This window comes from Corynebacterium sp. HS2168-gen11 (genome assembly GCF_024834075.1).
Classification (GTDB): domain Bacteria; phylum Actinomycetota; class Actinomycetes; order Mycobacteriales; family Mycobacteriaceae; genus Corynebacterium.
Genome location: NZ_JANUXR010000001.1, coordinates 1 through 23,978, shown reverse-complemented (window position 1 = coordinate 23,978; position 23,978 = coordinate 1). Strand labels below are relative to the sequence as shown.

The window sequence follows — 23,978 nt, the reverse complement described above, 5'->3', positions numbered from 1 at the left end:
GGTGGGATAATAAGGCTCCTTTCTATAGTTACTGCGTAAATAACTCGCCGCATTCACCAATAATGGTTAAGGTTTGCGTCGCACGCGTTAAGGCAACAAATAAATCTTGATAACCTTGCGGTGAATCTTCGAAAAATTGCAGCGGCTGCCAGACAATCACATGGTCGAATTCCAAGCCTTTGGCTTGGCTGATGCCAATAATCTCGCCTTGCCCTAAGGAATCTGCGCTGATAATAGCGGTTAAGCGCTCTGGTTCTGCATCGCGTAATGTGCGGGCATAGATGATCGGATCATGTGAATCATCCAAAAATGTTACTGCCGCATCGGTGACGCGCAATGAAGTGCTGTGCAATGTTTCAGGAGAAAACTGCTCAAGTAACTCATGAGCAACGTCCATAATTGCTTTCGGTGTGCGATAGTTAATCGTTAAGAGATGTTTGCGGAATCGCTTTTCGACGAACGGTTGTAACGTTTCTTCCCAGGAATCCACGCCAGCTGGTGAACCAGTCTGGCTGGTATCACCGACGAGTGTCATCCAGCGGGATGGGATTTTCCGCATCACCATCCGCCATTCCATGGCGGAGAGTTCCTGGGCTTCATCAATAATCACATGGCCATATGCCCATTGGAGATCCTGTGCGGCACGCTGAGCCGTGGATCGATGATCACTTCGTTCCTGTCGGCTTGCCAATTGTTGAGCATCAATCACATCAAAAGCAGACAAAATCTCAGCATCAGTTTCATCATCTAAATCTGAGTTTGCAGAAGATGAAAGTCCTTCGAGTGTATTTTCCGCTGCGGTGAATTCTGCATTCCAATCACGATCGATATCTTCTTGTTCATCGATACCGATCAACTGGGCTAATTCGTCGAGAAGCGCGGCATCGGCAGCACTCCATGCTCCTGTATGCTCTCGATATAACGCTTGTTGAGTCGTTTCGTCGTAATCGTACGCAATGCTGGCAATTTGATCACAATCGGCGAAGAAATCAGCAAGGATGTTTAACGGCTGTAAGCGTGGCCAATAGCGTTCTACTAACTCGGCAATAATTGGTTCTTCAGTAATGTCATCATGAATTTGCGCTTGATCAGCATTCGACAATAAATTCGCGCCGTGCAACGGATCGGTACCAATAATATTGACCATCTGCTGTGCAATCTGGTCGATTAAAGCTTCAGTAAAAATACCTTGAGCATGGTTATGTGGTTTGCGAGAGCGTCGTGCCCGAGTACGTGCTGTTTTTACCATTTTGGCAGTGAGTGTGAGTGTAATACCATCGAGAATAAACGTATGTGGCGCTTCGGGTACACGTTGGTAGTCTTTGACCAAGCGCTGCAAAATCGTCACCATCTCAATTGAACCTTTGACCTCACGCACCAGCAATGAATCTTCATACACAGGGGTGATGCCAGGGTAGAGGTCGCCGACAGTTGCTAAGACCACGCCGGTTTCACCGAGTTCTGGTAACACTCGCGAAATATATTCCAAAAAGGTTTGATTAGGGCCAATGATTAGCACACCCGTTCGAGCAAGCTGCTCGCGCCAGGTATAAAGCAAATACGCAACACGGTGCAAGGCAACAGCGGTTTTCCCAGTGCCTGGACCTCCTTCGACAACCATGACGCCACGATAATTATCGCGAATAATTTCATCTTGTTCACGCTGAATCGTCTCGACAATGCTGGACATATGTCCAGAACGCGCTGCCTGCAATGCAGCAAACAGAGCTGATTCACTGCCCACTCCTTGGGCTAAGACCTCAGAATGTGAAAACTGCTGGCCACTTAAAACTTCATCAGTCACTGCCGTGACGTTTCTACCATGCGTGCGAATATGGCGTCGCAATTCAACGCCTTCTGGCTGAGCTGTTGTCGCAAGATAAAACGGTCGAGCTTGAGGAGCTCGCCAGTCCAAAAGCAATGTGCGATAGTCGTCATCGCGATCATCTAAGCCCATGCGCCCAACATAGCGTCGATCGAGATTATCGCGCCCGGAAACTGGATTATCAATAAACTCAGGGTTCTCGACTTGCACATCAATGCGACCGAAAACCAATCCAAGCTGAGCAATATTCAACGCATCAATGCGAGCATTTAAGCTGTGATATTCGGTTTCGCGGTCGATAAGTGCCTCTGGATCCGCATCATGCGGATCAATTCGCAACTGAACTTCAGCGAGTTTTTCTTGTGCAGCTTGTACTTCACGATCAAGACGAGCGAACAAGCCGGTAACGTAGTGCTGTTCGTACTCGAGCTCAGTAGACGCGGAAACCTGATTATTCATATCGTAATGCTCTTCTTCGCTTTCCGAGATAGGGAAATGACAACGATTGCAACTTAGAATTTGTGAAGCTTGGATTCAGTGAACACCGCATTCGCAAAACAACCAGCATACACAAAAACCTCATGTCATACAGGTTTGCACGACATGAGGGTATGAATAGTGTGAAGTTAGAAGCGACCTTCGAACTTAGCCTGTGCTCGTTTGAGTGCTTTTTCGGCATCTGCCTGTAGACGCTCAGCTTGCTTGGCTGCCTTACGGGCAGCTTTTCCGGATACAGCCTGAGCTTCGGCATATGCTTCAGTAGCACGTTCTTGAGCCGCAACAGCAGCCTTGATGGCACGCTTGCGAGCAATCTTAGAATTTTGCTGCGCTGACGCCAACCATTCGTGAACGGTATGTGCCCACTCGTCTTTGTTGTCATCGACGTAGGTAGTTACTTTTTCGGAAGCATCATCCAGATACGCAACAACTTTGTCTGATGTGTCTCCAAGCCATTCGGAAGCCTGTCCCACAAACTTTGAGGATTCTTGCTTGGCATCATCAAGCCAAGCCGCAGCGGAATCTGTCAAGGTTGGTGTATTGACTTTCGCGATTGGGAGTGCTGATTGTAGCTGCTGATTTGCAGATTTTGCAGCGCGGCGTGCACGCCATTTCAGACCAGGCTTGCCTGCAGTGTCACCCGAAGTGATAAGCAGGCCACCAAGAAGTGCAACATCTGCCATGAAACCTTGGCGAAGTGTAAGTTTCTCCTCTTTGTCTTGGGTCTCCCAAAAAGCGTGACGCGACAAGAGGCTAGGAATGCTCAACGTTGCAAGTACGAAAGCAGCAGTGCGAGGCATTTTGCCGAACGCTAAAGCGGTGCCAGCAACAATTTTCTTGCCACCAGTGACTTTGGTGATTAAAGCGTAATCTTGTGGGATTTTCTTGTAATACCGGCGTGGGAGAAGTGCTCGCAGCTGGCGGATAAAAGTTTCTGTTTCTTGTGTATGGTCATCGGTATTGATGATCATATCGGCGCCATCGGCGATATATACCGAAGCAATCATTGGTCGAGCTAGTTTGCGTAGCATGGAGTTCTCCTTACAGATTATTATTGGGGCAACCTACCACTGAGTACTGATGCTTTTGATATGCAAAAATTCATAAGGAATGTGTCAGCGGAACGTCACTCTCTTTTATGATAGTCAATCCTTGAGCATTGTGGTGTGGATACTAAAAGGCGTCTATCTTAATGATGTGGCAACTGGGATATGCGTTGTGTCACCATCCACGTTCCTGCCAAGACTGAAGATATGGGCGTTGTTCCCCAAGAGTTGTATGACGCCCATGTCCGGGCCAAATAATTGTAGTATCCGGATACTTCGCAAATATTCGGCTGGTGACATCACTGAACAACTGTTGAAAGTCTGCTGAGTTTTCAGTTTTGCCAACACCGCCGGGGAACAGGCTGTCGCCTGTGAAAATATTGGTCACTCCATCAACTGTTCCGGCTACTGCGACACCTTCTGGCGTATGTCCACGCAAAATAAGAATATCGAGCGGTGTATCTCCCAGCAGGATTTGATCACCGTGGTGCAATACTTGATCCACTGGAGCGGGTAAAAACGGTGCATCTCCTGCTGATGCGTAATGATGTGCCTGCGTGCTCGCTAAAATTTCCGGCAATGCTTGAACATGATCGGCATGGTGATGTGTTGTGATGACCGCTGTGAGTGAGGCCTGGAGTTGATCCAGAAGTGTAAGGATCTCATTGGCATTGTTTGCGGCGTCGATAAGCAGTGCTTCGTTATTGTTGACGAGCAAATAGCAATTATTATCCATTGGTGGGACTGCTAGGTGATGAAGTCTCATGAGGTTTAGAGTAGCGCGAAATCTGTTTCGATGCTATGTTCGAATACATATTTCTGTTCTAAGGTGAAGGGTCCGACTGCTGTGGTAGATCGTCTCATTGTTCGTGGTGCGCGAGAGCATAATCTCAAAGGTATTGATATCGATGTGCCACGTGATTCCCTCGTGGTCTTTACTGGATTGTCGGGTTCGGGTAAATCTTCTTTGGCTTTTGATACGATCTTTGCTGAAGGTCAGCGGCGTTATGTGGAATCACTGAGTGCTTATGCGCGCCAGTTCTTGGGACAAATGGATAAACCAGATGTTGATTTTATCGAAGGGCTATCGCCCGCGGTGTCGATCGATCAGAAGTCCACGAACCGTAATCCGCGTTCTACCGTCGGTACAATCACTGAAGTCTATGACTATCTTCGTTTGCTTTTTGCGCGAGCAGGTGTGGCACATTGCCCAATTTGTGATGCGAAAATCGAGCGTCAAACGCCGCAGCAAATCGTCGATCAAGTCTTGGAGATGGAAGAAGGCTTAAAATTCCAAGTCTTAGCCCCTGTGGTGCGTACGCGGAAGGGTGAATTTGTTGATCTTTTCGAAGAACTTGCGGCCCAAGGTTTTGCCCGTGTTCGAGTTGACGGTGAAGTTTACCCATTAAGCAATCCGCCAGAGCTTAAGAAGCAAGTCAAGCACGATATTGATGTCATTGTTGACCGTCTGCAGGTCAAGTCTTCGCAAAAACAGCGCTTGACGGACTCTGTTGAAACCGCATTGAACTTAGCAAATGGTGTGGTGGAGTTTGATTTTCTGACGCTTGACGACGCTGACCCGTATCGAGTGCGCCGGTTTAGCGAAAAAATGGCGTGTCCGAATAACCATGCCATCGGAATTGATGAGCTTGAACCGCGTTCGTTCTCATTTAACTCACCGTATGGAGCTTGTACCAAGTGTGATGGTTTGGGCACGAAATTAGAAGTTGATCTGGATTTGGTTATTCCAGATAAAGATGCGCCGTTTATCCACGCATTTCACCCGTTCAATGTCACTGGAAATACCCGAGGCTACTACAGTAAGTTGCTCGAAGCACTTGCTGAAAATATGGAGATTGATCCATTAACGCCATATAGCCAGTTGACGAAACAGCAACAAAAAATGGTGTTGCATGGTAATCATGAGCAGATAACGGTGCAATATAAAAACCGTTTTGGTCGTGCTCGGAAATGGTCTTCTACATTTGAAGGCGTTTTAACTACGTTGCACCGGCGTATTGAAAATGCCGAATCGGAAGCTGCCAGCCATCGCATGATGCAGTATATGCGTGAGATTCCGTGTCCTTCTTGTAAGGGTGCACGATTGCGCCCAGAGATTTTGTCGGTGCGTTTGGCAACCAGCAATGGTATTGAAGCTTCCATTGCTGATATTACGGCGATGAGTGTGCAAGAAGCAGCACAATTTTTGAATGAATTATCGTTAAACCAACGGCAGGCGATGATCGCAGGTGCTGTGTTGAAAGAGATTCAAGCACGCTTGAAATTCTTAGTAGATGTGGGATTGACCTATCTGACACTCAATCGTGCTGCAGGTACGCTCTCTGGTGGTGAAGCACAGCGCATTCGCTTGGCTACCCAAATTGGTTCAGGCTTGGCGGGCGTGTTGTACGTGCTTGATGAGCCATCGATTGGTTTGCATCAACGCGACAACCAACGTTTGATTGCGACCTTGGAACGCCTGCGAGATATTGGTAATACGCTCATTGTGGTTGAACACGACGAAGATACGATTCGTACTGCTGACTGGCTGATTGATATTGGGCCAAAAGCAGGTGAATACGGTGGTGAAGTGGTGTATCAAGGTAAGCCAGAAGGCATTCTTGACTGCGAAGCCTCCATTACCGGAGCGTATCTCTCTGGTCGTATGGCACTTGGAGTACCGGATCAACGCCGTGCAATCGATCCGGCACGTCAACTAAAAATTATTGGTGCGCACGAAAACAATCTGCAACATATTGATGTAGCAATTCCACTTGGTGTGCTGGTTTGCATTACAGGTGTATCCGGCTCTGGTAAATCAACAGTGATTAATCAGATCCTTGCGAAGCATTTGGCCAACACTTTAAATAAGGCGCAGCAAGTGCCAGGACGTGCGGTACGCGTTGAAGGTACCGAACACCTGGATAAATTAGTGCAGGTGGATCAAAGTCCAATTGGACGTACGCCGCGATCGAACCCTGCAACATACACAGGCGTGTTTGATAAAATCCGCAGTCTGTTTGCGGAAACTACTGAGGCGAAAGTACGAGGCTATAAGCCTGGACGTTTCTCCTTTAATATCAAAGGCGGACGCTGCGAAAACTGCCAAGGCGATGGCACAATCAAAATTGAAATGAACTTCCTGCCGGATGTCTATGTGCCTTGCGAAGTCTGCCATGGTGCTCGCTATAACCGAGAAACATTAGAAGTGAAATACAAAGGCAAAACCATTGCTGAAGTATTGGATATGCCGATTTCCGAAGCTGCTGATTTCTTCGAGCCAATTACTGCAATTCACAGGTATCTCAAGACGCTGACAGAAGTTGGCTTAGGCTATGTCCGTCTTGGACAGTCTGCTACCACTCTTTCTGGTGGTGAAGCGCAACGCGTGAAGCTTGCAGCGGAATTGCAAAAACGATCAAATGGTCGCACTGTCTATATCCTTGATGAGCCAACCACCGGATTGCATTTTGAGGATATCCGCAAACTCATGCTCGTGATCCAAGGATTGGTCGAAAAAGGTAACTCGGTGATTGTCATCGAGCACAATCTCGATGTGATCAAAGCTGCTGACTGGATTATCGATATGGGACCAGAAGGCGGTTCTGGCGGCGGCCAAGTGGTCGCAGAAGGCACACCGGAGCAGGTCGCTAAGGTGGCAGGATCACACACAGGTAAATTCTTGCAGACATTGCTGCCTGTCACCGCAGTCTAAAGCGTCAGTTATGGTCTGGCGTGACTGGCAGCTTGCCGTTCGTGACTATGTGAGCAAGCTAGACGATGCATGAGTGATGGATGTCTGATCTACGATCAGAGGCTGCAAACTCACGTAAGGAGACTTACGTGAGTCAATTGCTTACTGGTAGCAGATTGGCGCACGTGTGAATGCCTCGTGTGAATGCCGAAGCATGCGCATAGTGTAACTGTGAAATGCTCGGGTGTTCAGTACTAGTGCTGGTAGTCATCAGTAAGCAAGCCTGAGTATGCCAATTGTGAGCGTGATGTTTCATCGATCGAGAAAAATTTGGAATTACATCAGCAGTATGTTAGGGTAGGGAAGCTACCGCCTAGAGTTTCCTCTAGGTCGCAAGAGGAGATCTTCCCACCTGAAGCCACAGGAATGTAGGCACAAGGTAAAAGTGTACGTCAGTAACTTAATTGTGGTTGCTGCTGTATGGACTCACAAAGGTCTCCCGTTTACACAACATGTAAACGGGTTTTTGTTGTGTTCAGGGGATAGAAGCCAAAGCGATTAACGGTAGATCACGAAAAGTTCCACTTTGCTACTTGAGGAGTACCCCATCAGCGCTGAAGCTCGCATTAATGAGCGCATCCGAGTTCCCGAGGTCCGTCTAGTCGGTCCTAATGGAGAGCAAGTCGGTATTGTCCGCATTGACGATGCCCGTAAACTTGCATACGATGCAGACCTTGACCTTGTTGAGGTCGCACCTACCGCTAAGCCGCCAGTCTGCAAGATCATGGACTATGGCAAGTTCAAATATGAACAGGCCCAGAAGGCACGTGAAGCTCGCAAGAATCAGCAGCAGACGGTGGTGAAGGAGCAAAAGTTCCGTCCCAAGATCGATGATCACGATTATGAGACGAAGAAGAGCAATGTGATCCGTTTCCTTGAAAAGGGTTCGAAAGTAAAGGTCACCATTATGTTCCGCGGACGTGAGCAGTCTCGTCCAGAACTTGGTACCCGCCTCTTAGAGCGTCTCGCCGAGGATGTCGCCGATTATGGCGTAGTGGAAGCGAAGCCAAAGCAAGACGGTCGTAATATGACCATGGTTCTCGGTCCAATACGTAAGGGCAAGAAGTAAAGACTACAGTTAAAGGACATTAATCCCATGAAGCAGAAGACCCACAAGGGTACCGCTAAGCGAATCAAAGTCACCGGTTCCGGCAAGCTGCGTCGTGAGCAGGCTAACCGCCGCCACCTCCTTGAAGGCAAGCCATCCCGTCGCACCCGTCGTTTGAAGGGCACTGAGGATGTTGCTCCAGCCGATGTAAAGCGCATCAAGCGCCTCTTGGGCAAGGCATAGTTCGTCTTCCCGCAATAACCATACAGCTACAAGAACCACATTAAGTAAGGAAGTTTGAACAGTGGCACGTGTTAAGCGCTCACTCAACGCGAAGAAGAAGCGTCGCGAAATACTGAATTCAGCAAAGGGCTACCGCGGTCAACGTTCCCGCCTCTACCGTAAGGCTAAGGAACAATGGTTGCACTCTATGACCTATGCGTACCGCGATCGTCGCGCTCGCAAGTCTGAGTTCCGCAAGCTTTGGATTACTCGTATCAACGCTGCAGCGCGTTTGAACGACATGACCTACAACCGTCTTATCCAGGGTCTGCGTTTGGCTGAAATCGAAGTTGACCGCAAGATCCTTGCTGAGTTGGCTGTTAATGATTTCGCTGCATTCTCCGCAATTTGCGAAGCTGCAAAGGCTGCTCTGCCAGCAGACGTTAACGCTCCAAAGGCTTAAGCTCATACCGCGCGTTCGGTATAGCGATCTGATTGCAAAAAACCTCCAACAGTTTTGTTGGAGGTTTTTTGCATACTTGAAAACGCTCACACTGCCAGAAACATTACGAAGACTTGAATAAGATGCGCCAACATTTTCTGCCATCAGCGTTCTGCTGCAGGGAGGTGTCGTCTCGCTCTACATCTGGTGTGTAGAGCGCAAAACATATCGATGCATAAATCAAGGCAAAGCTGTAGATCAAATCTAAGCTAGCGTTCTATCGCTTTGTACGTATCGCCACAGGCTGGTATAAGAAAACGGTGGTTCTCTCAAAGCAAATGAGACAACCACCGTTAATTAGACTCTACGAGACTCTAAAATCCCTAGCTCAGACTTAAAAATAGTTTTTCAAGCTTGGCAAGGTCCACTTCGGAATCTTGACTCTCAGTCAGGCATTTTTTCAAACCCGAAGATATGATAGTAAAGCCAGCTTTGTCAATAGCCTTTGAAACCGCTGCAAGCTGGGTAATCGCAGCGTCACACTGTTCGCCTTCCTCAAGCATCCGGATGACTGCAGCGAGTTGTCCTTGCGCACGCTTCAGACGAGTAATCGACTTCGTGATTTCTTCTGGTTTAAGATGCATAGCACTTATAGTAACTGTGAATGGTTGTAAGTAACATATCCACCGTCGAGATTAGTAACCTTGCGACCGTATTGGCTCAGCAATGTTGTAGCAACATGGCCACGCAACCCAACTTGGCAGAAGACCACAACTTCGGCAGGAATTTCGTCAATACGCTGGCGTAATTCATCCACCGGTATATTAATCGCACCTGGAATTGAACCATTGGAAAATTCTTCTGGACTCCGTACATCAATCAACGGCAACGTGTTATCAGCAAGTTCATGCCATTGAATACTTGGTTCCGAAGTACGACGGTTATCAGCAACCATGCCAGCGATATTTACTGGATCCTTCGCTGAACCATATTGTGGCGAATATGCCAGTTCCAGATCCGCTAAATCAGTCGCAGTGAAGCCTGCTTGCATAGCTGTTGCAATAACATCAATACGCTTATCGGCGCCATTACGTCCAACTGCCTGCGCACCAAGAATCTGGTCAGTCTCTGCATCAATAATTAATTTCAGATGCAGTTGTGTTGCTCCAGGATAATAGCCCGCATGATCGCCCGGGTGAACATGCACGACACGAAGCTTTTTACCAGCTGCCCGTGCGCGTTTTTCGGTCCAGCCTACAGTTGCTGCAGCGAGACCAAAAACACCAATAATTGCTGTGCCATAGGTACGTTTGCGAGCAGTGTCGCGTCCTGTAATAATATCGGCCACGAGACGACCATGTCGGTTGGCAGTTTGGGCTAATGGAATGAGAACATCTTCGCCTGAAACCGCATCCTGTTTCTCGACTGCGTCGCCAAGTGCAAAAATCGCAGGATCAGTGGTGCGAAGCTGCGCATCCACCTTAATGCCGCCCCGTTCGCCGAGCGCTAAGCCAGCTTGTGCTGCCAAAGAGCTCTCTGGTCGCACACCGATCGCTGCAATGACAAGATCAGCGGCAATGACTTCACCATTGGCAAGTTCAACAGTATTGCTCCCGATCGTGGTGGTTTCAGCATTGGTACGAACATCAATACCGTGAATCCGTAGATGGTTCATGACAATTGCAGCCATCTCAGGATCAAATGGGGCCAAAATGTGGTCGCCACGTTCAATAAGCGTGACCTGCTTGCCTTTTTCACGGAAGTTTTCTGCAAGTTCTACGCCAATAAAACCGCCGCCAATGATGGCAACTGAGTTCATATCATCTGTCAGCTGAGCGACAATATTATCGACATCTTCGACAGTGCGCAGCGTAAGTGCGCGTTCAATACCTGGAATCTCCGGCACAAATGGTGAAGCACCAGGGGAGAGCACCAAATAATCATAGGATTGCTTGATTTGATGACCATGGCGATCGACGGTGACTGTTTTCGCCTCACGATCAATATTGAGTACCCGATGGCCGACTCGCACATCGATATTAAAGCGCTGGAGCAACGATTCAGGTGTTTGTAGCAATAAGGAATCGCGCTGTGGAATAACACCGCCAATATAATATGGCAAACCGCAGTTGGCGAAAGAGACGTGTTGCGATGCTTCGAACACGATAATCTCCATGGATTCGTCTCTTCTTCGCAAGCGTGCTGCGGTAGACATGCCACCTGCAACGCCGCCGACGATGACTGTCGTGGTCATTTATTTGCCCCCAAACAATTTCTGAAGCAGACCACCTGTTTGCGGCTCGCGAGTGCACGTGCACCATTGGTTTGCTGGAACTTGGCTCTTGACCTGATCGATATGCTGACCACAGCCAGCCCAAGTGGTTTTTCCGCATGTCTGACAAGTAACTGGGCGACACATATTATTGTCCTCCTAAAAAGTAATGGATCATTCTTTCTTGTTTATACCCCCTAGGGTATTGAAATTCAAGTGTATATGCCCTATAGCAGGGGGAGAACCTGCATATATCAGCGGTATTTCATATAAGGCAGTGTTGGATGTTTGAGCACGTAGCAACTGCACACCTCGACCAGTCACACTCCGTATTTCATATATTCGGTTAGGCTGCATCTCTATCAGTAATCAGTGATAAACTTTGACGAATGAATCTCGACTTTGCTTTAGCGTTTACTGAACGTACTCCTCGAATTGTGAATGCAGCGAAATTGCATCGCAGCGCAGCGCGACGGAAACTCAAAGCGTTTCTTGTCGAAGGTGAAAACTCCGTTGAAGCAGCGGTAGCGACTGGTGCAGCAACTGACGTGTTTGTCACGGAAGCTGCAGCAGCCCGATTTGCCGAAATTCTGCAAACCGCTGGTTATATGGGGGTTTATGTTCATCCCATTACTGAAAAAGCCGCAAAGCATTTAAGTGACACTGTGCATTCAACGGGTATTTTCGCAGTGTGTACGCCAGTTTTATGGTCGGTCGGTAAAGCCCTGCATGGTACACCGCAGCTAGTAAGCGTGCCGGTTGAAACCAACGATCCTGGCAATGCGGGTACGCTCATTCGAGTTTCTGATGCAGTCGGTGCCGACGCGGTAGTCTTTGCAGGTGAAACGGTTGATCCGCAAGCAAATAAGGCAGTGCGCTCTTCGGCAGGTTCGTTATTCCATCTACCAGTTGCACGAGAAACCAATATTCAAGATGTGCTTGGTCAACTTCGTGCCTCTGGTTTGCAAATTCTTGCCACCGCCGCCGATGGCGAAGTGAATCTCGATGAAGCCGATGAACTTTTGCAACAACCGACCGCTTGGTTATTTGGTAACGAAGCACATGGATTGGGTGCAGAACTACTTGCTGCAGCAGACCATCGTGTGCGGATTCCGATTCGTGGCCGTGCAGAATCGTTGAATTTGGCAACCGCTGCCTCGATTTGTCTGTATGAATCGGCAAAAGCATTACATCGCGACTGACTCCAATCGAATGCATAAAAATATTTACGCGCATGTGCACAACTTCGTCGTCAAAGCAGCTTGACGACGTTAAAACAGTAATCAGATCAGCGAAACTAGCGCGCTGACGACAAGCGTGATGGAGTTTGAGTGTGGGATTCATTTGGCGCGGCAATGCAGTGCGCTAGTATGGAGGGGTTAATACTATACGAACACTGGCTGTGAAGGAGACTAACCACAGTGACTGAGCTTTCTGAAGCAAGCTTGAATCAAGCAGCATTAGCTGCGGAGCAAGCATTCAAAGCCGCAGCAAATCTAGAGGAATTAGCGGAGGTCCGTCGCGATCACTTAGGCGATGAGGCCCCAGTTCCACAAGCACGACGTGCCCTTGGTTCTTTACCGAAAGAAGAACGTAAAGAGGCTGGTCGTATTGTGAATATGGCCCGTGGTCGAGTGGAAAAAGCTTTTGCTGAGGCAAAGGTTGTACTTGAAGAAAAACGCAACCAAGAAGTACTGAAAGCAGAACGCGTTGACGTTACAGTTGCAACCACGCGTACCCAAGTTGGCGCGCTGCACCCAATTACCACGTTGAGTGAAAATATTGCCGATATTTTCGTGGCCATGGGCTACGAGGTCGCAGATGGTCCAGAAGTTGAAGCAGAGTACTTTAACTTTGACTCGTTGAACTTCATTCCAGATCATCCAGCGCGTACATTGCAAGATACCTTCCACGTATCGACGCCAGGTTCCAAGCAAGTGTTGCGCACGCACACGTCTCCTGTGCAAATGCGCACCATGCTTTCCCGTGACGTCCCAATTTATGTGGTCTGTCCAGGACGTGTGTTCCGCACTGATGAACTTGATGCAACGCATACTCCAGTGTTCCATCAGATTGAAGGTTTAGCCGTCGACAAAGGCCTAACAATGGCACATCTGCGCGGTACCTTAGATCACTTGGCAAAGACCCTCTTTGGTCCAGAGACAAAAACGCGTATGCGTACCAACTATTTCCCATTCACCGAGCCTTCAGCCGAAGTTGATGTTTGGTTCCCGAACAAAAAAGGTGGCGCAGGCTGGATCGAATGGGGAGGTTGTGGCATGGTGAACCCGAATGTGCTGCGTGCAGCCGGTATTGATCCAAAGGTCTACACTGGTTTCGCATTTGGCATGGGCTTAGAACGTACTTTGCAGTTCCGCAATGGGCTCAATGATATGCGTGACATGGTTGAAGGCGATGTTCGTTTCACGATGCCGTTCGGTATTCAGGCTTAAGAAGGAGAAGAATTTAGATGCTTATTTCACAAAGTTGGGTAACGAATCTCCTTCAGCAGGCTAACCCATCCTTTGCTGGTGTGAATGCAGCAGAACTTGATGCTGCCTATGTGCGCGTTGGTTTTGAAACTGAAGGTTATGCTCCAATCCCTGAGACCACGGGTCCACTGGTAATTGGTCGAGTTGAATCTATTGAAGAACTCACCGGATTTAAGAAGCCGATTCGCCACTGCATGGTCAACGTCGGCCACGCAAATGGCACTGGCGAATTGCAATCTATTGTCTGTGGTGCCCGAAACTTCGAAGTCGGTTCGACAGTCGTGGTTTCCTTGCCAGGTGCAGTATTACCGAGAAATTTCCAAATTGCGGCACGGGAAACCTATGGGCGTATGTCTGCCGGCATGATGTGTTCTGCTGCAGAACTCGGGCTGGTGGAAAAGTCTGAAGGTATTTTGACGATCGATCCATCCCTTGGCGAGATTGGTTCCGATGCACGTCCAGCGTTGGGCTTGGAAGACACCGTTTTTGATGTCAATATCACCCCAGATCGTGGATACGCATTATCGGCTCGTGGTTTGACTCGTGAGTTGGCTTCGGCGTTCAAACTGAACTTTGCTGATCCTGCAGAAGCTACCTATGACTCAGTCCCTGCACCAGCAGGCGAGCTGTTGTCAATCCGTCTAGATGCTGACACCAAGGCACGCCGCTTTGGATTGCGAAAGGTTACCAATATCGATCCAACTGCCAAGACGCCTTGGTGGATTGCGCGTGAATTGCTCCTTTCAGGACAGCGTTTGGTCAATGTTCCAACCGATATTACAAATTACGTCATGTTGCTGCTTGGCCAACCAATGCACGCATTTGATGCCGACAAGATCACCGGTAACCTGGTTGTTCGTTGTGCTCAACAGGGCGAAGCATTTGAAACCCTTGATCACGTCAAACGTACCCTTGATAGCGAAGACGTTGTGATCTGCGACGATGCTGGCATTCAATCACTTGCTGGCGTCATGGGTGGTACCACCTCGGAAGTTTCTGATTCAACCACGAATGTGTATTTTGAAGCAGCAAACTGGGATCAAATCACAACTGCACGCACCTCGCGTCGTCATAAGCTCAGCTCTGAAGCTTCACGACGCTTCGAGCGCGGTGTTGATCCAGCATTGGTAGAAGTTGCCCTCGACATGGCATGCGCCTTGCTTTCCGAGATCGCCGGCGGCAATATTGATGCTGCTCGTAGCCTTGTCGGTGAGATTCCAACGATGCCTGTAATCGAAATGGATGTGAATCGTCCAGCCGCAATTGCCGGTGTGGAATATTCCCGTGAAACAGTGATCGGCCGCTTGGAAGAAGTTGGATGCGCGGTTCACGTCAACGATGAGCTTTTGCAGGTCACACCACCAACCTGGCGTCCTGACTTAGGCGAAGAGTGCGATTTGGTTGAAGAAATCTTGCGCCTGGAAGGCCTCCAAGATATTCCTTCTATCGTGCCATCTGCACCTGTCGGTCGCGGTTTGACTCCACAACAAAAGCGTCGTCGCGCTATTGGCCATGCACTTGCGTACAACGGCTATGTTGAAATTTTGCCAACACCATTTATCCGCCAAGATACTTTCGATACTTGGGATCTTGATGCTGATGATCCACGACGCAATGCGGTGACTGTGCAAAACCCATTGGATGCAGACTACGCAGTGTTGGGAACCACGTTGTTGCCATCAATGCTTGAGGCATTGACTCGCAATGTTGCTCGTGGATTGCAAGATCTGTATTTATTTGGCCAGCAGCAAGTCAGCTTCGTTCGTGGTGATGGAACCTCACCAATGCTTGATGTAAAACAACGTCCAGCAGCTGATGAAGTCCAGCAGCTTTTGGATTCACTGCCATATCAGCCACTGCATGTCGCAACTGTTGGCGTGGGTGCATTTGAATTTGCTGGCCCATGGGGCAGTGGTCGCGGATACACCTATGCCGATGCTCTTGAATCTGCCAAGATTGTTGCACGTGCAGCGGGTGTTGAGCTTGAATTGCGGAATGCAGAAGTCTTGCCATGGCATCCAGGTCGTTGCGCGGAATTGCTCGTTGATGGTGAAGTTGTTGGCTACGCTGGCGAATTGCATCCACAGGTAGTTGAGCGTCTTGGTTTGCCAAAGCGTACCTGTGCAATGGAATTGAATGTTTCAGCATTACCAGTTACCGAAGTACTGCCGGCACCGGTGCTTTCAGCATTCCCAACGTTGAAGCAAGACCTTGCATTAGTTGTGGATGAGGAAGTTCCAGCAGAAGCCGTTCGCCAGGTGATTATTGAAGCAGCAGGTTCACTTTTAGAAAAAGTTGAACTATTCGATATATATCGCTCTGAGGCGTTGGGCGAAAACCGCAAGTCATTGGCTTTCGCATTAACATTCCGCGCGCAAGATCGTACGCTGACCGATGACGAATGCTCAGTCGGACGTTTGCGTGCTGTTGAATTAGCGCGTGAACGTTTCAACGCGGAGATGCGCGGCTAAATGCTTGTGCTGTAAGAATCATACGATTGCGCCACTGAACCTGCCGAAAGGTATGTGTTTAGTGGCGTTTTTGTATAGGTATTGCCCAAAAGCGCATGAACCGTAGTGATTTACAAGAGGGAAATACGAATCAGCATGGTCTAGACGATGGTGCATCATATTCGTTGTTTGTGCAATCCTGTGATAGTTGTGTGGGTACTTGCACAGTGATGCAGCGGTCATACGCGTGTGGTGGAGTCGTCATAGTGCAGCACTTTAGCAGTCGCGATAAATCTAATCGGTCGCTATGCACTCGCGGAACAATAAAATTATGCGAATCTCCACATATATTATTAAAATTGTGTTACACTAGGGTTTCTTAATTTTATTTGAAATATATAGGCATACGTGCAGGAATTGCGATCTTGTCGTGGCTGTATCAAAGGCGCAATGTGGCCTAAAGGAGTGACTTTTATATGGATATTATTAATCCTATTGTGGATCAAGTGCGACACTTTTTAGCAGATGATCATTTAAGTCCACATGAACAAGCAGAAGTGCTTACTCTGGCATTAGCAATGAAGGATAAGCCCTCATACTACCAGCCATATGCTGGCCCATTATCGGTAGCAGTGTTATTTGATAAGCCATCCACTCGTACACGATTCTCGTTTGATGCAGGTATTGCGCAGCTAGGAGGGCATCCAATTATTGTCGAAACTGCAAAAACTCAGATGGGTAAAGGCGAGTCGTTTGCAGATACTGCAGCAGTATTGTCGCGAATGGTCGCCACGATCGTGTGGCGTACCAGTGCTCATCAAAATTTGTGGGAAATGGCGAAAACTTCGCGAGTGCCAATTGTTAATGCGCTGTGCGATGATTTTCATCCTTGTCAGATCCTGGCGGATTTGCTGACAATCGTCGAAAAGCTAAGTAAAGATGGCACGCCTGATGGTATCAAGGGGTTACGAGCTGTCTATTTAGGTGATGGTAGTAATAATATGGCGAATTCCTACATGTTGGGATTTGCGACTGCCGGTGTGAATATTTCCATTGTGTCACCGAAAGAATTTCAACCCCGTTTGGAATTTATTTCACGTGCCCGACAACGAGCCGAACTCACGGGGGCAACGGTAACAGTCACTGATAATATTCAAGAAGTTGCAGGTGCAGACGTTGTAATGACTGATACGTGGGTGTCAATGGGGATGGAAACGGACGGTTTAGATCGACGAACACCGTTCTTGCCGTATCAAATTAGTGCAGAAACTATGCAAATGGCTAATAAAAATGCTATCTTTATGCATTGTCTACCTGCTTATCGTGGTAACGAAGTTACAGCTGATGTCATTGATGGTCCACAATCTGTCGTCTTTGATGAAGCTGAGAATCGCCTTCATGTCCAAAAAGCACTTTTGACCTGGTTACTCAATCACCAGCCAAGTCAACTCTCATTGAATTAAGGAGTATCGACCGCACGTGAGTAATGCACCTATTACACGAACAGTTCGACAAGCGCTGATCCTGGACCTTCTGGAACAAAATTTGGTTTCAAGCCAAATACAACTATCTGAATTGCTTAAAGATCGAGGAGTTGAGATCACGCAAGGTACACTCTCACGAGATCTCGACGAACTAGGTGCAAAAAAGGTTCGACCAGAAAACGGCCGTGCATTTTATTCAGTCTGTGGTGCAGATGAGCCATCTGTGCCAACAACTGCAGGTACACGTGAAAAACTGCGGAAAATGTTAGATGATCTCCTAGTGTCTTCCGATCATTCTGGCAATATTGCAGTTTTGCGTACTCCGCCTGGTGCGGCTGCATTTTTGGCAAGTTTTATAGATCGCGTAGGAATGGATGAGATCGTTGGCACCATCGCAGGCGATGATACCGTATTCGTACTTGCGCGCGATCCACTAACGGGTAAAGATCTTGCAACGATCCTGAGCAATCGATAATCAATATTTTCACCTCGGTCATGAGTCTCGATTCTTTCATATTGCAATGTGACGTCAATCCTTAGATTTCTATAGAGAACAGCATTGATGATGAAACGCAAGCAGTTTCAATGAACCAGAGACTCAAGAATCCATTCTTCGTCAACCAAGTTGGCAGTACAAATATTCTGAGCAGGAATCCTGCTGCATAATTTTCATAAGGAGCATGTGCACCATGACAAATCGCGTCGTTTTGGCCTATTCTGGTGGCCTTGATACCTCAGTTGCAATCCCATATTTGGCAAAAATGACCGGTGGGGAAGTCGTTGCTGTCTCTCTTGATTTAGGTCAAGGCGGCGAAGACATGGAGTCTGTACGCCAGCGTGCCCTTGACTGCGGCGCAGTTGAGTCTGTTGTCATTGATGCCAAAGACGAGTTCGCAGAGCAATACTGCTTGCCGACGATCAAGGCAAACGGCATGTACATGAAACAGTACCCACTGCTGTCTGCTATTTCCCGCCCATTGATTGTCAAGCACTTGGTTGAAGCAGCCAAAACCTACGGCGGCACACATGTTTCTCATGGTTGCACTGGTAAAGGCAACGATCAAGTTCGCTTTGAAGTAGGTTTCCGTTCCCTCGCACCAGAACTCGAAATCATTGCACCAGCACGTGATTATGCCTGGACCCGAGATAAGGCAATTGCGTTCGCAGAAGAAATCAATCTGCCAATTGAGCAGTCGAAGAAATCCCCATTCTCCATTGACCAAAATGTTTGGGGCCGTGCAATTGAAACTGGTTTCTTGGAAGATCTGTGGAATCCACCAACAAAGGATCTCTACGCATATACCGAGGATCCAAGCTTGGGTAATGCACCAGATGAGGTCATTATTTCCTTCAAGTCTGGCGTACCAGTTGCAATCGATGGCAAGCCAGTAACTGTTTTGGAAGCTATTGAAGAAATGAACCGACGTGCCGGTGCACAAGGTGTGGGCCGATTGGACATGGTTGAAGATCGCCTGGTTGGTATTAAATCGCGTGAAGTGTATGAAGCTCCAGGTGCAATCGCCTTAATCAAAGCTCACGAAGCCTTAGAAGATGTGACCGTTGAGCGTGAACTGGCTCGTTATAAGCGTTTGATTGACGCACGTTGGTCGGAAGAAGTGTATGACGGTTTGTGGTATGGCCCATTAAAGCGTTCCTTGGATGCGTTTATCGAATCAACTCAAGAAAATGTCACTGGCGATATCCGCATGGTGTTGCATGCTGGTTCTTGCGTTGTTAATGGCCGTCGTTCCGAGAAGTCTTTGTATGACTTCAACCTGGCAACCTACGATACCGGTGACACCTTCGATCAGACCTTGGCGAAGGGCTTTGTTGAGCTGCACGGTTTATCGTCAAAGATCGCTAATCGCCGTGATCGTGAAGCTTAAAATATCAAGTATTAAACCTTGATTTTTGATACGCAAAGGCCTGGGTGGATTATGGAAATCATCGTTCTAGGCCTTTTCAACTCTCAAGATCTCGTGACCAATCCCCGGCGCGACATGCGGCGGTGCGACACACGCAGCGTCGTCAAGCAACAAACATGAACTGTGGAGCAGGGCAGTTCTTAACAGTTCATCATATATATGAATGGTTTTGGCGTACACAGTGCTACGCCATACTTTGAGGAAGTAAGGATTTCCCATGCAGCAGCACGGTACCAATCAAGGCGCACTCTGGGGCGGACGTTTTTCTGGCGGCCCTTCAGAGGCAATGTTTGCCCTTTCGGTTTCCACTCATTTTGACTGGGTGTTGGCTCCATACGATGTGCTTGCATCCAAAGCGCACGCAAAAGTCCTGCATAAAGCTGGTTTACTGAGCGATGCTGATTTGGAAACCATGTTAGCTGGATTAACCAGCCTTGGAAACTCGGTTGCTGATGGTAGCTTCTTGCCGCAGCCAACGGACGAAGACGTTCACGGCGCCATGGAACGTGGACTTATTGAAATCGTTGGTTCTGAAGTTGGTGGCCGGTTGCGGGCTGGTCGTTCTCGGAATGATCAAGTTGCCACACTGTTTCGCATGTGGGTACGCGACGCAATTCGTGACATCGCGCTGCATGTAACAGAACTGGTGCAGGCACTGGCTACTCAAGCTGCAGCCAATCCAGATGTTATTATGCCTGGTAAAACCCATTTTCAGGCAGCGCAGCCAATTCTGCTAGCCCATGCGTTGCTTGCGCATGCACATCCACTGGTGCGCGATGTACAGCGCTTGCAAGATCTTGATAAGCGTCTGGCAATTTCCCCATATGGTTCTGGTGCACTGGCCGGTTCTTCTTTGCGCCTTGATCCGGAAGCAATTGCTGCTGAACTCGGCTTTGACGACGCCGCTGATAATTCTCTCGATGCAACCGCATCGCGCGATTTTGCATCAGAAACAGCCTTCGTCTTGGCACAGATCGGTGTGGATATGTCGCGTTTGGCAGAAGAAATTATTGCGTGGTCGACTCCAGAATTCGGTTATATTACGCTTGACGACGCTTGGTCGACTGGTTCGTCGATCATGCCACAAAAGAAAAACCCAGATGTTGCTGAGCTGACCCGTGGCAAGTCAGGACGTTTGATTGGTAATCTCGCTGGCCTTTTGGCAACTTTAAAAGCCATGCCACTTGCATATAACCGCGATTTGCAAGAAGACAAAGAACCGATTGTTGATTCCGTTACACAATTAAACCTGTTATTACCTGCCATGACTGGCTTGGTAGAAACCTTAGTCTTCCACCCTGATCGACTTCTTGAGCTGGCTCCTGCAGGGTATACGTTGGCAACTGATTTGGCTGAGTGGATGGTGCGCGAAGGTGTCCCATTCCGTGAAGCGCATGAAGCATCCGGTGCGTGTGTTCGTCTGGCAGAAGCTCGTGGAGTAGGCCTTGATGAACTCACGGATGAAGAATTCTTGAGCATTGATCCACGTTTGCATGCAAGTGTTCGTGAAGTATTGACCGTTGAAGGTGCTGTTGCATCCCGTACGACACGCGGTGGTACAGCGAAAGTCCGTGTGGAAGAACAGCGTGCGCGACTTGAGCAAACTCTTGCCGATCTTCAGTCTTGGGCTAACACTCAGGTACGTCCTCAGGCATAGGAAGATGGGATTTGTACTGATTGCAGCGCTCAACAGTGGCGTAGTATTGAACAACTCCGAAGAAACGGTACAGTAAGTGGTTATGCATATTGATCCCCAGTTACTCGAAATTCTGGTGTGCCCGCAAGATAAAGGTCCACTGGAATATCTCGAAACAGAACAAGTGTTAGTCAATCCACGTCTTGGTATTGCCTATCGTATCGACGACGGTATCCCAGTCATGCTTGTCGATGAAGCTACGCCATGGCCTGCGAACTAAGCGACTGATACCACCATCCGCTCCTGTCAGGGGAGCAGTCCAGTCAGATACGTTTTGCTAGTGTGAGCAGAAAGAACACCAAATATTATGAATATTATCGATGAACTATCGTGGCGTGGATTGATTAATCAATCCACCGAACTTGACGATCTCCGTGAAGCTTGCGAATCCCCAATCACGTTATATTGCGGATTCGACCCAACTGGTGCTTCTTTGCACGCTGGACACTTAGTGCCACTGGTGATGTTAAAGCGCTTCCAAACTGCAGGTCACCGCGTATTAACACTTGCCGGTGGTGTAACTGGCATGATCGGTGATCCACGCGATCAAGGCGAGCGTTCCATGCTCAGCGATGCAGAAGTTGCCGCCAATGTGGAATCCATCAAGTCGCAAATCCAAAAGTTCATCGATTACTCTGACGACCAAGGCATTATGGTCAATAATGCCGACTGGCTTGGAACGATGAGCGTGGTTGAGTTTTTGCGTGATCTCGGCAAGAACTTTTCCCTGAACACCATGCTGGATCGCGAAACTGTGAAACGTCGTCTTGATAATGATGGCATTTCCTACACCGAGTTTTCCTACATGATCCTGCAAGCATATGATTTTGTGCATCTCAACCGTGAATTCGATTGTGTGCTGCAAATCGGCGGTGGCGATCAGTGGGGCAATATTATTTCCGGTGTGGATCTCAACCGCCGCATGAACCAGAAAAAGGTGCATGCCTTGACCGTGCCACTGGTTACCGATGCTTCCGGTGAAAAATTCGGTAAATCCACCGGTGGCGGCAAGTTATGGCTCGACCCAACACTGACAAGTCCATACGCTTGGTACCAGTACTTCTTAAACGCTGGCGACTCTGTGGTTATCGATTACTTGCGCTGGTTTACCTTCTTGAGCAAAGAAGAAATCGCCGAATACGAAATTTCTGTAGCAGAACACGCCTACAAGCGTGAAGCCCAGCGTCGTCTAGCTCAAGAAATGACCAACTTGGTGCACGGCAAGGCTGCTACACGCGCAGTTGAACTTGCTGCAGAAGCACTGTTTGGTAAGGCTGAACTGCAAGAACTCGACGAACTCACCCTCCAAGGCGCATTGGCCGAAACCAAGATTGCTGAATTTACAGCAACTGATGAGATCACCATTGTTGACCTTTTGTTGGGTGCTGGCCTTGCAGATTCTCGTGGTGCGGCACGACGTACCATTAAAGAAGGCGGCGCTTATGTCAACAACGTACGCATTGAAGACGAAGCTTGGACACCTGCAGCAACCGATCTGCTCCACGGTAGCTGGCTAGTATTGCGTCGCGGCAAAAAGAACTTCGCCGGTGCACGCATCCTGCCGGTAGCCTAACCCTCGCGAACATTTCCCCTGTAACGTTTCTGGACGTTACAGGGGATTTCGACGTCTTTGCCATGTCTTATCGAAGGCTTTACGACGCTTTTCGCTATTGTCATATTCTATGAACAAAATTTTTAATGCCGCTGCCTTCTATGCGGTTTTGGGACTTCTTGCAGGTGTTTTTTATCGTGAATACACACGCACACTCGGTTTTGCGGGTGAAACACATTTGTCCACCTTGCATACGCACCTTTTGGTCCTGGGCCTGTTGTTCTTTTTAGTCTTACTTGCGTTGGGTGCAACGTTGCGAGTCTATGAGCATAAACAATTTAACCTATTTTTCTGGATCTACAATGCAGGTGTTCTGTGGACGACATCGATGATGGCCTATAAAGGTGTTGCGGAAGTGCAAGATCCGAACTTCAAGCTCAGCCCAATAATGTCAGGACTTTCTGGCATTGGACATATTCTCATTACCGTTGGATTGTTCTTGTTGTTCGTTGTGTTGAAAAAACAAATCAAAAAACTTGGATAATTCTGTTGATGGGCATACGGTATGTCCTGAAGCATAGTTCTTTCGGTGTCATCTCTATATATGGGATGGCACCATTTTTTAAGTGCACAAAACCATGCAGATCTGCGGTCTGGATAACTCTGGGGTTCCTTGGCATTTGCTTAATGTAGATTTTCAAAAGGTTTAGTTACGGCCTGTTGTAGGAGATGCGAATTTGAAGAGCAGATCAATGATGCATTGATTAAGGGCGGTAGGAGCGATACATGGGAACACACGCGGTTGTCTAGCAAGAATAGTCACGAGATTTCGTGTGAAGAACGGTCAAGAAGTATGTGTCGCATGTGCGGATTTACAGTGGTGATTGTGTGTCATAACCATCAAACCAAGCGTTGCTCGGACGATATTGGAGTTACATTCGTTGAGTGGTTGTGAATGTTGGTACGAAATAATGTTGTTACCTGCGGATTTGTGTAGTTGTGCAAAGGTGTGTAACTTTATGTGAGTCGCCGCGACCGACAGCGCCCCTCGAAAGAGAGATTGGCGAGAGGAAAACAAGCGGGACGAATAATCACCAGTTTTCAACAGTTGGTTTTTTATTGCTGATTGTTGCAAGGTTGTGTGGATGTTGTTTGAGAACTCAATAGTGTGCCAATGTACTTTTTATTTTTTTCAAAGTGTTATTGGGATTGTTTTACTGTTATGTGCTTTTGATTGTGGCCGGCAAGTTTTTGCTTGGCTTGTAAAATCTT

Annotated in this window: 19 protein-coding genes; 14 read left to right on the top strand and 5 right to left on the bottom strand. The window is 48.1% G+C overall.

From position 1 onward, the window contains the following. Positions 1 to 28: 28 nt before the first annotated feature. The 3 genes from NXS99_RS00095 to NXS99_RS00085 all read right to left on the bottom strand — a co-directional run bounded on the left by NXS99_RS00095 (position 29) and on the right by NXS99_RS00085 (position 4,135). The gene (locus NXS99_RS00095; RefSeq protein ID WP_259286641.1) at positions 29 to 2,284 is read right to left on the bottom strand and encodes a UvrD-helicase domain-containing protein; all 2,256 of its coding nucleotides are present in this window, start codon (positions 2,282 to 2,284) and stop codon (positions 29 to 31) included. A gap of 167 nt (positions 2,285 to 2,451) precedes the next feature. Then, positions 2,452 to 3,354 carry a DoxX family protein gene (locus NXS99_RS00090; RefSeq protein ID WP_259286640.1) on the bottom strand — a complete coding sequence of 301 codons (903 nt, stop codon included), beginning with the start codon at positions 3,352 to 3,354 and terminating at the stop codon, positions 2,452 to 2,454. Positions 3,355 to 3,544: 190 nt separating this feature from the next. After that, the gene (locus tag NXS99_RS00085; protein ID WP_259286639.1) at positions 3,545 to 4,135 is read right to left on the bottom strand and encodes an MBL fold metallo-hydrolase; all 591 of its coding nucleotides are present in this window, start codon (positions 4,133 to 4,135) and stop codon (positions 3,545 to 3,547) included. An 81-nt stretch (positions 4,136 to 4,216) separates the two neighbouring features. Here NXS99_RS00085 and uvrA point away from each other — a divergent pair, with 81 nt between their 5' ends. The 4 genes from uvrA (at position 4,217) to rplT (ending at position 8,856) form a co-directional block, all read left to right on the top strand. Then, entirely contained in the window at positions 4,217 to 7,084 is a 2,868-nt protein-coding gene (gene uvrA, locus NXS99_RS00080) for an excinuclease ABC subunit UvrA (protein ID WP_259286638.1), read from the top strand. A 565-nt stretch (positions 7,085 to 7,649) separates the two neighbouring features. Continuing rightward, on the top strand, positions 7,650 to 8,192 hold the full coding sequence (gene infC / locus NXS99_RS00075; RefSeq protein WP_259286637.1) for a translation initiation factor IF-3: 543 nt from the start codon (positions 7,650 to 7,652) through the stop codon (positions 8,190 to 8,192). Positions 8,193 to 8,219: 27 nt separating this feature from the next. Continuing rightward, on the top strand, positions 8,220 to 8,414 hold the full coding sequence (gene rpmI / locus NXS99_RS00070; protein WP_259286636.1) for a 50S ribosomal protein L35: 195 nt from the start codon (positions 8,220 to 8,222) through the stop codon (positions 8,412 to 8,414). Positions 8,415 to 8,475: 61 nt separating this feature from the next. After that, the gene (gene rplT / locus NXS99_RS00065) at positions 8,476 to 8,856 is read left to right on the top strand and encodes a 50S ribosomal protein L20 (RefSeq protein ID WP_259286635.1); all 381 of its coding nucleotides are present in this window, start codon (positions 8,476 to 8,478) and stop codon (positions 8,854 to 8,856) included. A gap of 362 nt (positions 8,857 to 9,218) precedes the next feature. Here the strand turns inward: rplT and NXS99_RS00060 are convergent, their stop codons facing one another. Both NXS99_RS00060 and NXS99_RS00055 read right to left on the bottom strand, forming a co-directional pair. Beyond that, positions 9,219 to 9,479: a metal-sensitive transcriptional regulator gene (locus NXS99_RS00060; RefSeq protein WP_259286634.1), complete on the bottom strand. Its 261-nt coding sequence runs from the start codon at positions 9,477 to 9,479 to the stop codon at positions 9,219 to 9,221. Positions 9,480 to 9,484: 5 nt separating this feature from the next. After that, complete coding sequence (locus NXS99_RS00055) at positions 9,485 to 11,089, bottom strand: FAD-dependent oxidoreductase (protein WP_259286633.1); 1,605 nt, start codon at positions 11,087 to 11,089, stop codon at positions 9,485 to 9,487. Between the two features lie 407 nt (positions 11,090 to 11,496). On the opposite strand from NXS99_RS00055, the gene NXS99_RS00050 reads away from it, so the two are divergent. The 10 genes from NXS99_RS00050 (at position 11,497) to NXS99_RS00005 (ending at position 23,250) form a co-directional block, all read left to right on the top strand. Further along, complete coding sequence (locus tag NXS99_RS00050; RefSeq protein ID WP_259286632.1) at positions 11,497 to 12,309, top strand: RNA methyltransferase; 813 nt, start codon at positions 11,497 to 11,499, stop codon at positions 12,307 to 12,309. A 219-nt stretch (positions 12,310 to 12,528) separates the two neighbouring features. Next, positions 12,529 to 13,560: a phenylalanine--tRNA ligase subunit alpha gene (pheS, locus tag NXS99_RS00045; protein WP_259286631.1), complete on the top strand. Its 1,032-nt coding sequence runs from the start codon at positions 12,529 to 12,531 to the stop codon at positions 13,558 to 13,560. 17 nt (positions 13,561 to 13,577) lie between these two features. Continuing rightward, positions 13,578 to 16,070: a phenylalanine--tRNA ligase subunit beta gene (gene pheT / locus NXS99_RS00040; RefSeq protein WP_259286630.1), complete on the top strand. Its 2,493-nt coding sequence runs from the start codon at positions 13,578 to 13,580 to the stop codon at positions 16,068 to 16,070. Positions 16,071 to 16,525: 455 nt separating this feature from the next. Next, complete coding sequence (argF, locus tag NXS99_RS00035) at positions 16,526 to 17,512, top strand: ornithine carbamoyltransferase (protein WP_259286629.1); 987 nt, start codon at positions 16,526 to 16,528, stop codon at positions 17,510 to 17,512. 16 nt (positions 17,513 to 17,528) lie between these two features. Next, positions 17,529 to 18,008, top strand: a complete 480-nt coding sequence (locus NXS99_RS00030; RefSeq protein ID WP_259286628.1) for an arginine repressor — start codon at positions 17,529 to 17,531, stop codon at positions 18,006 to 18,008. Positions 18,009 to 18,222: 214 nt separating this feature from the next. After that, positions 18,223 to 19,419, top strand: a complete 1,197-nt coding sequence (locus tag NXS99_RS00025; RefSeq protein WP_259286627.1) for an argininosuccinate synthase — start codon at positions 18,223 to 18,225, stop codon at positions 19,417 to 19,419. A 256-nt stretch (positions 19,420 to 19,675) separates the two neighbouring features. After that, on the top strand, positions 19,676 to 21,115 hold the full coding sequence (gene argH / locus NXS99_RS00020; RefSeq protein ID WP_259286626.1) for an argininosuccinate lyase: 1,440 nt from the start codon (positions 19,676 to 19,678) through the stop codon (positions 21,113 to 21,115). Positions 21,116 to 21,197: 82 nt separating this feature from the next. Further along, positions 21,198 to 21,374 carry a Trm112 family protein gene (locus tag NXS99_RS00015; protein WP_259286625.1) on the top strand — a complete coding sequence of 59 codons (177 nt, stop codon included), beginning with the start codon at positions 21,198 to 21,200 and terminating at the stop codon, positions 21,372 to 21,374. Positions 21,375 to 21,461: 87 nt separating this feature from the next. After that, positions 21,462 to 22,727, top strand: coding sequence for a tyrosine--tRNA ligase (gene tyrS / locus NXS99_RS00010; protein WP_259286624.1), 1,266 nt, complete (start codon positions 21,462 to 21,464; stop codon positions 22,725 to 22,727). Between the two features lie 109 nt (positions 22,728 to 22,836). Next, a complete protein-coding gene (locus NXS99_RS00005; RefSeq protein ID WP_259286623.1) occupies positions 22,837 to 23,250 on the top strand; it encodes a DUF2871 domain-containing protein in 414 nt (137 codons plus the stop codon). Positions 23,251 to 23,978: the final 728 nt, after the last annotated feature.

Bases quoted from the DNA above. Each gene is read 5' to 3' on its own strand.
- NXS99_RS00095 (WP_259286641.1), bottom strand. From the start codon at position 2,284: ATGAATAATCAGGTTTCCGCGTCTACTGAGCTCGAGTACGAACAGCAC.
- NXS99_RS00090 (WP_259286640.1), bottom strand. From the start codon at position 3,354: ATGCTACGCAAACTAGCTCGACCAATGATTGCTTCGGTATATATCGCC.
- NXS99_RS00085 (WP_259286639.1), bottom strand. From the start codon at position 4,135: ATGAGACTTCATCACCTAGCAGTCCCACCAATGGATAATAATTGCTAT.
- rpmI (WP_259286636.1), top strand. From the start codon at position 8,220: ATGAAGCAGAAGACCCACAAGGGTACCGCTAAGCGAATCAAAGTCACC.
- NXS99_RS00060 (WP_259286634.1), bottom strand. From the start codon at position 9,479: ATGCATCTTAAACCAGAAGAAATCACGAAGTCGATTACTCGTCTGAAG.
- NXS99_RS00055 (WP_259286633.1), bottom strand. From the start codon at position 11,089: ATGACCACGACAGTCATCGTCGGCGGCGTTGCAGGTGGCATGTCTACC.
- NXS99_RS00050 (WP_259286632.1), top strand. From the start codon at position 11,497: ATGAATCTCGACTTTGCTTTAGCGTTTACTGAACGTACTCCTCGAATT.
- pheT (WP_259286630.1), top strand. From the start codon at position 13,578: ATGCTTATTTCACAAAGTTGGGTAACGAATCTCCTTCAGCAGGCTAAC.
- argF (WP_259286629.1), top strand. From the start codon at position 16,526: ATGGATATTATTAATCCTATTGTGGATCAAGTGCGACACTTTTTAGCA.
- NXS99_RS00025 (WP_259286627.1), top strand. From the start codon at position 18,223: ATGACAAATCGCGTCGTTTTGGCCTATTCTGGTGGCCTTGATACCTCA.
- argH (WP_259286626.1), top strand. From the start codon at position 19,676: ATGCAGCAGCACGGTACCAATCAAGGCGCACTCTGGGGCGGACGTTTT.
- NXS99_RS00015 (WP_259286625.1), top strand. From the start codon at position 21,198: ATGCATATTGATCCCCAGTTACTCGAAATTCTGGTGTGCCCGCAAGAT.
- tyrS (WP_259286624.1), top strand. From the start codon at position 21,462: ATGAATATTATCGATGAACTATCGTGGCGTGGATTGATTAATCAATCC.
- NXS99_RS00005 (WP_259286623.1), top strand. From the start codon at position 22,837: ATGAACAAAATTTTTAATGCCGCTGCCTTCTATGCGGTTTTGGGACTT.